The organism is Desulfovibrio biadhensis (assembly GCF_055388615.1).
Map to the genome: position 1 here is coordinate 2,699,868 of NZ_AP042477.1, position 12,405 is coordinate 2,712,272.

Consider the following 12,405-nt stretch of genomic DNA (forward strand, 5'->3'; position numbering starts at 1 on the left):
CCGAGAAGCTACAAGGCGGGGAACAGGAAGGAGTATGGAGGATAATAAGCCACATTCCGGCTCAGAAGAGCCAATCGAAGACCGGAAGCGCGATGCTTTTTGCGTGGAAGCGGAGAATTTTTTGCGGGCAGTGCTCGACAATTCCAATTCCGCCTTCCTTGTCGTTAATAAAGAATGCCGTCTGGTCAGGGTCAATCCTGCCTTTGAACGTCTTGTGGGCATGTCTTCTGCACAGCTTGTGGGCCTATCTGCCTACGACATGTACTCGGAAGAAGACGCCACTAAAATGGATACGGTCATCAGGCGTATTTTTGAGACCGCCCTCCCTATTACTTTTGAAGCAACATTCACAGTGCGTGGCACAAAGCGTACATTCATTAATGCGCATTTTCCTATTTTGGACGAAGACGGGGCTGTCACGTTTGTCGGGTGCACAATTACCGAAATAACAGAGCACAAACGCTACGAGAGTGAGCTGCGGGTGGCGCATCGGGCTCTTGTTGTGCTTGGTGAATGCAACAGGGCTGTTATCTTTTCGAAAAGCGAATACGAACTCACGCGCAGTATTTGTCGCACCCTTGTTGAGCAGGGGGGGTACAGCCTTGCCTGGGTGGGGCAGGTAAAGGAAAATGTTCCAGACGACGTTTCCATCATGGCGTCGTACGGATTTGACGCAGATGACACGTCGAGCCTGGAGGACATTCTCAGGAGCACCCTGCAGGAAATGGAAGCCCCATGGAATGTTGTAGGGAACCAAGGTCCAACTGTTTTCCGGATGAAATACCCCTTCTCAACGACGGCGTCTGATTCAATGCATGATTACCCTGTGTGTATGGGGTCTGCGTTGACCATGCCGCTGGCGCTGGAAGAGGCTCCCCCGTGTGTTTTGGGGATTTGCGCCCCGGAGCCGGATGCTTTCGATGCTATTGAGATCGAGTGGCTGGGGAAAATTGCTGCGGCCTTGTCCCACGGCATCCGCACATTGCGGGGGGAGGGCGAGCGCGAGAGGGCGCAGGCCGCCCTGTTGGAGAGCGAAGCACGATACAGGGCCGTTGTGGAAGACCAGACGGATATCATTGCCCGTTTTCGTCCTGACGGTACTTTTACGTTCGTGAACGATGTGTTCTGCCGTTTGTTCGGCGTTACTCGCGAAGAAATTCTCGGCAAAACCTGGCACCCTTTGTGCCATGAAGACGATCGGGAGCGGACCAGAACCGAGCTTGCAGCCCTTTCGCAAGATAATCCTACAACGGACATTGAAAACAGGGTTATTGACGGGAATGGCGAGGTTCACTGGATGGAGTTTGCTTCGCGTGGTTTTTATGACGAGGACGGAAAGCTGGTAGAAATACAGACCGTTGGCAGGGATGTTACGAAGCAGAAGCAACTGCAGGAAGAAGCCATGCGCGCAGCAAAATTCGCTTCCCTTGGCGAATTGGCCGCCGGATTGGCGCATGAGATAAACAACCCCATAAATGGCATTATCAACTGCGCCCAGTTGCTTTCCGATGAAGCGGTGAACGAGGGCAGAAATGATTACTATCTACGGCTTGTCATTCGCGAGGGAAGGCATATTGCGGAAATCGTGAGAAGCCTGCTGACAATGGCCCGCCAGGATACAGATGTAAAAACCTCACTGCGACCTGAAGACCCCATGTTTCTTGCCCTTGATTTGCTACGGGCGCAAATGGAGAAGCATGGAGTAAATATTTCTTTTGAAAGCACCGATGATTTGCCGACTGTTTTTGCGAATAGGGGGCAATTGCAGCAGGTTTTTTTGAATTTGCTTTCCAATGCCTTTCACGCCCTGAACCAGAGGTTTCCCAAGCAGGAAAAGGGCAAACAGCTGGAGCTCAGCATGACGCTGCAATCACATAAAGGGATACCCCATGTGGTGTGGCAGTTCCGGGATTATGGCACAGGTATCGAAAAAGCCGATTTGCCCCGTCTGTTCGATCCCTTTTTCACCACAAAAGCAGTGGGAGAAGGTACCGGGCTGGGGCTTTCCATCAGCCGCTCCATTATTTCGCAACACGGGGGCTACATTACACTTGAAAATGCTCCAGGAGGGGGGACCCTGGCGACAGTGGCATTGCCAGCCATAATAGGGGTGAACAATGAACATTGTTTCTGCTCCCCAGCGCGTGATGGTGGTTGATGACGAAATCTCCATTCGCATCACCTTTGAAGCGTTTCTCACCAAGCAGGGGTATGACGTAGAAAGTATCGGGAGCGCCAAGGCTGCCCTTGCGCTGATGGAAACGCAGCGATTTGACCTCGTGCTGTTGGATATCATGCTGCCTGGCGCCAGCGGTATGGAACTGCTTGAAGCTTCGCGCAATCTGCAGCCTGAAACGCCAGTAATCATGATTTCCGGGCGACCAACCCTGGAAACCGCCATGGGCTCGGTGCGCTTGGGCGCCTTCGACTATTTGCAGAAGCCGGTGGAGCGTGACGTGCTTTTGCATGTTGTGGGGAGGGCTCTGGAACACAAGCACCTCCTGGATGAGCGCCGCCGTCTGCAGCAGGAGCTGGCGACGAGCGAACGTAAGTACAGGCTCTTGGCTGAGAACGCCGCAGATGTGATTTGGGTGCTCGATAAGAAACTCGACCTGGTCTATATCAGCCCAGCAATGGAAAGACTTTTCGGGTATTCATCCGACCAGGTTTTTGAACTTGGCAGAGATTTTTTCCGCAACATGCAGACCGACGAACATTTGGCCAGATGGAGAGACTGGACCGCCAGGATTATGGCTGGGGAAGATGCCGGCCTGGAACTGTGGCAGACGCGGGTTGTTACGCCCGATGGAAAAACGGCGTATGTGGAGAGTTCCACCCGGGGTATTCTCGAAGACGGCCAGTTTATGGGGATCCTTGGTGTCAGCCGTGATGTGACGGCCAGAAAAATGGCCGAGGAAGCCCTCGATGCCGCTACACTGGAAAAGGAGCGCTACCGCCGCAATCTCGAGGCCACGTTCAGCAGTATTCCCGACGCCATCATCGCTGTGGACGAGAATATGAGCATTATTTCGGCCAATAGCACTGCAGCGCGTACTTGCCGTCTTGCCAACTCCTCCGTGGGGAAATCGCTTAATGACGTAACAAAATGTGAGAGTGCTCCATGCCTGGAGGCCTTGAATCAGACCCTGCACACAGGCAAGCCAGTACGCGCAATGCTTGCGGAATGCAGGCGCAAAACGGGCGATGTGCTTCAGGTTGAACTGAACTGCACACCGCTTGTGGTGGAAGACGGCAGCCGCGGGGGTGCTGTTCTCGTGGTCAAGGATGTTACACGGCTGATGGACTTGGAAAAACGCCTTGGCGAGCGCAAGCGGTTTCATGGCATGATCGGCAAAAGCGAGGCAATGCAAGAAGTGTATGGTCTTGTGGAGCAGCTTGCCAATGTGGAATCCACCGTGCTTGTGCAGGGGGAAACCGGGACCGGTAAAGAGCTTGTAAGCGAAGCCCTGCATTATGGCGGCAGCAGAACCGATGGGTCGCTGGTCAAGGTCAACTGCTCAGCGCTTACGGAAAGCTTGCTGGAAAGCGAGTTGTTTGGTCACGTGCGGGGCGCTTTTACAGGCGCGCTGCGAGACAAGGAAGGCCGTATCCAGGCTGCGGCGGGGGGCACTTTGATGCTGGATGAAATTGGCGACATATCCCCGCTCATTCAGTTGAAGTTGCTCCGTTTTCTCGAATATAAAGAATACGAGCGCGTAGGTGAATCCGTAACCAGAAAGGCGGAGGTGCGCGTCATCGCCGCCAGCAATCTGGACCTCTTGAGTCAGGTGAAAGCCAAACAGTTCAGGGAGGACCTCTATTATCGCCTGAATGTGATGGTCATAACCTTGCCCCCCCTAAGAGAACGAACCGAGGACATACCGCTATTCGTATCTCATTTTTTGGAGCAGTTCGGGCGTGCATTTGAAAAGAGTTTCAGTGGTCTCAGCAATGATGCCATGGCCGTGCTCATGCACTACCCCTGGCCGGGAAACGTTCGTGAGCTCAAGCATACCCTGGAACACGCCTGTATTCTGAGCCCGGGCGGTAGAATCGGGCTGGAACACCTGCCCGCGGGGCTGATGGCGCGTAAGCGCAGCACTATTGCTTCCAAAAGCGCGCCCTCACAAATACGTAGTGAGCCTTCCTACACGCACGGGCGTATACCTCTGGATAAGGGCACCATCGAAAAGACCTTGGTTGAAACCGAGGGCAATAAAGCCAAGGCTGCAAGAATATTGGGTATCGATAGAACAACCCTGTACCGCAAACTCGCGGAGTTTCAGATTCCGTTGCGTGAAAAAGCGTAGTGCAACACAATGTGTTGCAACATGTTGTGTTGCGCACACTTCTTGTGCAACAGTTTTTTCGCACAGCCCTGCATTTTCTCAATGAAGCGCGTTCAAAAAAATCAATGAATACAGCCTGTGATGAAAAAATTTGAAAAGATGCTAAAACTGGCACATTACTTGATATAAAGAAAACAAGGTCGTCTTCAGGCAGTCATGGAGGTCTTATCCCCCCTGGTCTCCCGGATTGTTCAAGAGAAGATGTTTTCTGCTGGCATCCTCTTATCTGAAGACACACTAGGCCGGGCCTTGTGCCCGGTCTTTTTTTTTGTTTTTGATAAAGCCTGACCTGCCCCTTGATTCTGCCCCCAGAGAGTTGACGCGTTCTTGCTCCAGTCTTAACATCCCGATTTTCAGAGGTTTTACAGGGTGGCTGCAGGCATCCATCAGTTTGGCTTATGCCCTTTGTCCGCACTGCTATAATGGATTTACAAAGCATATTCAGGTTATAGAATATAAAGATCGGATGCCTTTGCTTATGGCTTTGGCACAAGGAGATTGATATGTCTGACAACAAAATAGAGCAGGACGCCTCGTCTGCCATGCTGGCAGGACCCGTCGCTGCGGCCATCGACGCCTTTGTCACCTTGGATCTGGCCAGCCTTGGCGTTGCCCCGCGGTTGTATGCGGCCTTGCAAAGCAAACAACCCGGCCCCATGTGTATGGGGGCTGCCGCATTTCTTGCCAAGAATCTGCCTGAGACAAAGGGGCTGGTTTGCATCGCCACCGGTTTTCCCATGGGCGGTGGTGTTCCGGAGACTGACGGTCCTGTGGGGGCGGCCATGCTTGCCAGAGCACTCTACCAGGGGCTGGGTGTGCATTCCGTACTGGTTACTGATCAGGGATGGGAGGACAGCGTGAAGGCGGCTTGTATAGGCGCCGGACTTTCTCCCATGGTTTTGCCGGAAAGCGGGGTGGAGCCTATTCGTTATTTGCGCCCCGTATATATAGCCACTGTGCCGCGCGATGACGCTGGCTGCACCGCAGCCTGTGAGCGGCTTTTGGACCTGAAGCCTGACATGCTTATAGCCATCGAGCGTCCAGGGAAAAACATCAAGGGCGTGTATCATGGCATGAACGGGCGCCCCCTGGCGGGTTTTATTGCAGATGTGGAGCGCCTTTTCGAAATGGGACGCGAGCGTAAAATTCCGATACTGGGCATAGGTGACGGGGGCAATGAAATCGGCATGGGGCTCGTGCGCGAGGAGCTGTCCTCTTTTCTCCCCCAGGCTGCTGCCTGCGGCTGCCCCTGCGGCGGTGGCACCGCCACGGCTTTCGCGTCCGACTATCTGGTCGTGGCCAGCGTTTCAAACTGGGGCGCTGCCGGGATCATAGCTGCTCTGGCCGTATTGCTGAATCGTCTGGACGTATTGCAGGAGCCCGAGCGAGAAGAACGCGCCATCGAACTGTGCGCAAATACCGGCGCTGTGGATGGTGTCAGCCTGTCACCCGAGCCTGCCGTGGACGGCATCCCGGCCATTGAATGGAATGGTCTTATGCGCAGCCTGCGCGGCGTTGTGGCCCGTGGCATGGATCAGGCCACGGACTGGCGGCGCAAAGTGCATGATTAGGCCGGCTTTGCGTCATGACCGGGGAAAACCGCTCCATGACAGGGTTTTCCCCGGCAGCGACACGGCGGTGGGGGAAGGCGATTATCCCGCCAGGTCTTCGTCTTTGGGATCGCACACCAGCATATGGCCGGGCGCGTGGGTAATGGCGAAATCCACACCGCTGTGCGTAAGGGCGGAAAGGCCGGATACGCCGCAAGCCCAGAAGAGAGGCAGTTCGTCTTCCCGGATTTCCACAGGATCGCCATAGTCAGGAGTGTTGATGTCCTTGATGCCCAAGGCCTGGGGCTGCCCCACGCAAACAGGTGCGCCATGGACGGCAGGATAGCGCTCCGTGGCGGCAACCGCCTTGCTGATAAGCGTGGCATGAACGGGGCGCATACTGACAACCATCGGCCCGGAAAAAATACCAGCCGGATCCATGGCGACGTTGGTACGATACATGGGAACGTTGCATCCCATTTCCATATGCCGCACAGGCACGCCCATGGAGAGCATCGAGGCCTCAAAGGAGAAGCTGCACCCGATCAGAAACGTGACAAGATCGTCGCGCCAGAAGTTTTCTATGGATGAAACTGACTTGGTTTTTCCTTTTTCAAGCACAACATATTCGGGGCAATCCGTCCGGATGTCCGACCCGGGAGCAAAGCGTTTGGCTTCCACATCTCCAGGGTCGTAAACCTCCAGCAAAGGAAGCGGCTTGCGGTTTCGCTGGCAGAAAAGCAAGAAATCCCAGGCCTGGCGCTGGGGCAGGATGACCACATTGGCCTGGACATGCCCGGGGCAATATCCTGATGTGGGGCCGGTGTGGCGGCCTTCTCGTACTGCCTGGCGAAATTCCCGTGGGGAAAGGGCGGAAGAAGGTGTTGCGTTCATGCGGGTCTCCTGGATATTAATCACTACACAAAATGCTTGAACATTTTGGAGCACGAATCTGTCATTCCATCTCCCTTCCGCGAAGGAAGGGGGCGGGCAGCTCGGCTGCCTGAGCGGGTTGCTAAAACAAGCCGCATCGCTATACGAATCGGTCGGCATTCTGTAACACGTGCTGAAAAAGTCAAGGAGCAACAATGCTGATAATCGGCGTGGATACGGGTGGCACTTTTACGGACTTGATCTACAAAGGCAAAGAGGGGTGGCGAGTGCACAAACTCCTTTCCACCCCAGGCAACCCGGCGCAGGCTGTACTCGATGGACTGGCTGCCGTCTCGGGGGATGCAGACGCCAGGCGTATTGTACACGGTTCCACCGTGGCCACGAACGCCATCCTCGAGCGAAAGGGGGTGCGCACTGCATTGATAACCACCCAGGGCTTTGAGGACGTCATTGCCATTGGCCGGCAAAACCGCTCCCGCTTGTATGACCTGGCTTTCCGACGGGAAGAGCCCATCGTTCCCGAGGAACTGCGCTTTGGCGTGCCCGGACGCATTATCAATACCGGGGAGGAGTATGAGCCCTTTGATGCTGCTGCAGCCAAAAAGATCATCAGCGAGATAAAGGCGCAAGGGGCGGAATCCGTTGCCGTGTGTCTGCTTTTCGCCTTTGCCAATGCATCCCATGAAAAAGCCCTGGCCGAGTTGCTGGACAAGGAAACCGGCCTGCCTGTGTCGCTTTCCCACGAGATTCTGGCCGAGTTCCGTGAGTTCGAGCGCACGTCCACCACTGTGGTTAACGCCTATGTCAGCCCGAAGATGCGGCGCTACCTTTCCTTTTTGCAAGAGCACCTGAACGATGCCGATACCCTGCGCATCATGCAGTCCAACGGCGGCAGCATTTCTGCAGAAACCGCCATGCAGGAGTCTGTGCGCACCATCCTTTCCGGCCCGGCAGGCGGTGTGGTGGGCGCTTTTGAAATCGGCCGCATGGCTGGATTCGACAAGATCATAACCTTTGACATGGGGGGGACGTCTTCCGATGTTTCCCTTATGGACGGCTCCCTTTCCATGACCCTGGAGACATCCATTTCAGGGTATCCTGTGAAAACGCCCATGCTGGACATCCACACCGTGGGGGCAGGGGGCGGCTCCATCGCCTGGGAAGATGCAGGCGGCTCCCTTGCCGTTGGACCGGAAAGCGCGGGAGCAGATCCCGGACCTGTCTGTTACGGCAAGGGCGAACGCATCACCGTGACCGACGCCAACCTGTACCTCGGGCGACTGGTGCCAGAGCGCTTTCTGGGCGGCAACATGCGGCTGCACACGGAGCGGCTGGAAAAACCCATGAAAGAACTGGCAAACGCCCTGGGCCTGAGCTCTCGCGAATTGGCGGAGGGCGTGCTGGACGTGGCCAATGCGAATATGGAGCGGGCTATCCGGCTTATCTCGGTGGAGCGGGGGTTTGATCCACGCGAATTTACCCTGTTTACCTTTGGCGGGGCGGGCGCTTTGCACGCTGCCCACCTGGCAAAACTACTGCACATGCCCAGGGTTTTCGTTCCCCGCAACCCCGGTATCCTCTCGGCCATCGGCATGCTTATGGCGGATGTCATCAAGGATTATTCCCAGACCGTCATGCTCATGGCCCATGAAACCCATCCTCAGGAAATTGCCGGCCACTTTTCGCCCCTGGAGCAACGCGCACAGGAAGAACTGCTGGCCGAAGGCGTGGACAAGGAGCGCATTGTTCTGGAGCACTATCTCGACATGCGCTACGAAGGGCAGAGCTTTGAGATTGTTACCCCCCTTGCCCAGCCTGGCCGCGACCAGAGCGAAGCCTTTCATACCATGCACGAACGGTTGTACGGCTACCGTAATCAGGCCAAGCCTGTTGAAATTGTGAATATTCGTTTGCGTGCACGCGGGCTGCCAGAAAAGCCCGAATTTCAGGGCAAGCCTTTGGGGTCGAGCATCCCGCCCGCCGCGGCGCTTTTGGAAACCAGGGAAGTGGTATTTGACGGCAAGGTCCATGATACCAAGGTGTATGAGCGCGACCTGCTGGAACCCGGCAACATGATTCAGGGGCCCGCGGTTATGGTGGAATACTCCTCCACTGTGTGCGTTCCACCTTTCGCCAAGCTCACTGTGGACGGTTACGGCAACATCATCATGGATATTTTGGACGGCGAATAAGCCGGCCTTCAGGATACGAGGAGCGAACATGCAGATTAACCCGATTCTGCTGCAGGTCTTCAAGAACAGATTTTCATCCATTGCCGAGGAAATGGGCGTGACCTTGATGCGCACCGGCTTTTCGCCCAACATCAAGGAACGGCGCGATTTTTCCTGCGCCTTGTTCGACGCTGATGGACAAATGCTGGCCCAGGCCGCGCATATCCCCGTGCATCTCGGCTCCATGCCCCTTTCCGTGCAGGCGGCCATTGAGGCTGTGGACCTGCAGGATGGGGATATGGCTATCTGCAACGATCCCTTCAAAGGGGGCACGCACCTGCCGGATATCACCCTTGTGGCGCCCGTTTTTGCGCCTGGCGAGGAAAAGCCGAGCTTCTACGTTGCCAGCCGCGCGCACCACGCCGATGTAGGAGGCATGGCAGCCGGCTCCATGCCTTTGTCCACCTCGCTCTTTCAGGAGGGCGTTATCATTCCTCCCCTGAAATTCGTGGAAAAAAATGAAATGGACGAGAAGCTGCTGCGCTTTTTTCTCAACAACGTCCGAACCCCACATGAGCGGGAAGGCGATTTCGCAGCCCAGGTCATGGCCAACGTCACTGGCGTGCGGCGCATGAAAGAGCTGATCGAAAAATACGGCATCGAAATGGTCTGCGGATACTCGGCCGGCCTTATGGATTACGCTGAAACCATGGTCCGCGCCGCCATCAAAGCTTTGCCTGATGGTGAATACGATTTTGAGGACTTTATGGATGGTGATGGCATCGAAGCCCAGGATGTGGGGGTACGCGTAAAGCTCACTGTAAAGGGCGAAGAGGCCGAGCTGGACTTCACCGCTTCCGATGATCAGGTCCAGGGCAGCGTCAATGCCGTGCGGGCCATCACGCTTTCTGCCGTGTTGTACGCCTTCCGCTGTCTGGTGGTGGAAGACGTGCCGGCAAACGCAGGGTGCATGCGCCCCTTGCGGGTGCTGACCAGACTGGGCAGCATTGTGGACGCAAAATTTCCCGCCGCGGTGGCGGGGGGCAATGTGGAAACCTCCCAACGGTTGGTGGATGTCGTGTTGGGCGCTTTGTCCAGGGCTCTGCCAGAGCGCATGCCCGCAGCCAGCCAGGGCACCATGAACAACGTGACCATTGGTGGCTGGGACCCGCGCAAAGAGCGCGCCTTCGCCTATTATGAGACCCTGGCCGGCGGCATGGGCGCTTCACCGCACCGCGACGGCGAAAGCGCAGTGCATTCACACATGACCAACACCTTGAATACCCCGGTGGAGGCGTTGGAATACGCCTACCCCTTTCTGGTCACGGAATACTCCGTCCGCCGCGGTACAGGCGGCGCCGGTAAGCATACGGGCGGTTCCGGCATGGTCAGAGAAATAATGCTGCAGGCTGAAGCCGAAGCGACCGTGCTTTCAGAACGCCGGGTCCGTGGCCCTTATGGCGTGCAGGGCGGTGAATCCGGAAAGCCCGGCGAAAATGTGGTGATTCGCAAAGGGGAAAAGGAAACCTTGCCCGGCAAGTTCAATATTCGGCTGCAACCCGGTGATGTGCTGCGCATTGAAACACCCGGCGGGGGTGGTTGGGGTAAGAAAGAATAGCCTGGTTACACCCGGGAAGCGCACACCTGCGTAACAACACCATTTATAGTAAAAATACCATGATGCCCCAATGTCGCTGGTTGGGGCATCTCTTTTTCTGCTCCCCTGTCATTCCCGCGCAGGCGGGAATCCAGTATTTGTTTCCAGCGTTACCATCAAACAAAGATAAACGACAAACCTGGATCCCCGATTCCTCGGGGATGACAGTGCGTACTTACCCACTTTTATCTTGGTGGCAGGAGTTGTGACTTCGCAACAAGTGCCCTTGGGAAAGGGGGGGAACCATGGGAAAGGCGCCGCCCCACCTTCCTGTCATTCCCGCGCAGGCGGGAATCCAGTATTTGTTTCCAGCGTTACCATCAAACGAAGATAAACGACAAACCTGGATCCCCGATTCCTCGGGGATGACAGTACGTACTTACCAACTTTTGTATTGGGGGCAGAGGTTGTGGCTTCACAACAAGTGGCGCTGGGAAGGGGGGGAGCCATGAGAAACGTGCCGCCCCACCTTCCTGTCATTCCCGCGTAGGCGGGAATCCAGTATTTGTTTCCAGCGTTACTATCAAACAAAGATAAACGACAAACCTGGATCCCCGACTCCTCGGGGATGACAGTGCGTACTTACCCACTTTTATCTTGGTGGCAGGAGTTGTGACTTCGCAACAAGTGGCGCTGGGGAAAAGGGGGGAGCCATGAGAAACGTGCCGCCCCACCTTCCTGTCATTCCCGGGCAGGCGGGAATCCAGTATTTGGTTCCAGCGTTACCATCAAACGAAGATAAACGACAAACCTGGATCCCCGATTCCTCGGGGATGACAGTACGTACTTACCAACTTTTGTATTGGGGGCAGAGGTTGTGGCTTCACAACAAGTGGCGCTGGGAAGGGGGGGAGCCATGAGAAACGTGCCGCCCCACCTTCCTGTCATTCCCGCGTAGGCGGGAATCCAGTATTTGTTTCCAGCGTTACTATCAAACAAAGATAAACGACAAACCTGGATCCCCGACTCCTCGGGGATGACAGTGCGTACTTACCCACTTTTATCTTGGTGGCAGGAGTTGTGACTTCGCAACAAGTGGCGCTGGGGAAAAGGGGGGAGCCATGAGAAACGCGCCGCCCCACCTTCCTGTCATTCCCGCGCAGGCGGGAATCCAGTATTTATTTCCAGCGTTACCATCAAACGAAGATAAACGACAAACCTGGATCCCCGATTCCTCGGGGATGACAGTGCGTACTTACCCACTTTTATCTTGGTGGCAGGAGTTGTGACTTCGTAACAAGTGGCCTTGGGAAGGGGGGGAGCCATGAGAAACGCGCCGCCCCACCTTCCTGTCATTCCCGCGCAGGCGGGAATCCAGTATTTATTTCCAGCGTTACCATCAAACGAAGATAAACGACAAACCTGGATCCCCGATTCCTCGGGGATGACAGTGCGTACTTACCCACTTTTATCTTGGTGGCAGGAGTTGTGACTTCGTAACAAGTGGCCTTGGGAAGGGGGGGAGCCATGAGAAACGCGCCGCCTCACCTTCCTGTCATTCCCGCGCAAGCGGGAATCCAGTATTTATTTCCAGCGTTACCATCAAACGAAGATAAACGACAAACCTGGATCCCCGATTCCTCGGGGATGACAGTACGTACTTACCCACTTTTATCTTGGTGGCAGGAGTTGTGGCTTCGCAACAAGTTGCGCAGGGGAAGAGGGGAACCATGGGAAAGGCGCCGCCCTTTCTTCCTGTCATTCCCGCGCAGGCGGGAATCCAGTATTTATTTCCAGCGTTACCAATCGAGCAATGGTAAACGACAAACCTTGATCTCCGATTC

The 12,405-nt window shown here is 55.5% G+C and carries 6 protein-coding genes; 5 read left to right on the forward strand and 1 reads right to left on the reverse strand.

The genetic code is table 11. The features are described from left to right. Positions 1-34: 34 nt before the first annotated feature. The 3 genes from ACZ5EH_RS11815 (at position 35) to ACZ5EH_RS11825 (ending at position 5,920) form a co-directional block, all read left to right on the forward strand. Positions 35-2,158 carry a PAS domain S-box protein gene (locus ACZ5EH_RS11815; RefSeq protein ID WP_464274081.1) on the forward strand — a complete coding sequence of 708 codons (2,124 nt, stop codon included), beginning with the start codon at positions 35-37 and terminating at the stop codon, positions 2,156-2,158. Next, entirely contained in the window at positions 2,118-4,310 is a 2,193-nt protein-coding gene (locus ACZ5EH_RS11820) for a sigma 54-interacting transcriptional regulator (RefSeq protein ID WP_464274082.1), read from the forward strand. The genes ACZ5EH_RS11815 and ACZ5EH_RS11820 overlap by 41 nt, the downstream gene beginning before the upstream one ends. Positions 4,311-4,852: 542 nt before the next feature. Next, positions 4,853-5,920 carry a glutamate cyclase domain-containing protein gene (locus ACZ5EH_RS11825; RefSeq protein ID WP_464274083.1) on the forward strand — a complete coding sequence of 356 codons (1,068 nt, stop codon included), beginning with the start codon at positions 4,853-4,855 and terminating at the stop codon, positions 5,918-5,920. A gap of 81 nt (positions 5,921-6,001) precedes the next feature. On the opposite strand, the gene ACZ5EH_RS11830 is transcribed toward ACZ5EH_RS11825, so the two are convergent. Further along, entirely contained in the window at positions 6,002-6,793 is a 792-nt protein-coding gene (locus tag ACZ5EH_RS11830; RefSeq protein ID WP_464274084.1) for a putative hydro-lyase, read from the reverse strand. A 194-nt stretch (positions 6,794-6,987) separates the two neighbouring features. On the opposite strand from ACZ5EH_RS11830, the gene ACZ5EH_RS11835 reads away from it, so the two are divergent. Together ACZ5EH_RS11835 and ACZ5EH_RS11840 are read left to right on the forward strand one after the other, a co-directional pair. After that, positions 6,988-8,985, forward strand: coding sequence for a hydantoinase/oxoprolinase family protein (locus tag ACZ5EH_RS11835; protein ID WP_464274085.1), 1,998 nt, complete (start codon positions 6,988-6,990; stop codon positions 8,983-8,985). A 28-nt stretch (positions 8,986-9,013) separates the two neighbouring features. Continuing rightward, positions 9,014-10,582, forward strand: coding sequence for a hydantoinase B/oxoprolinase family protein (locus ACZ5EH_RS11840; RefSeq protein WP_464274086.1), 1,569 nt, complete (start codon positions 9,014-9,016; stop codon positions 10,580-10,582). Positions 10,583-12,405: the final 1,823 nt, after the last annotated feature.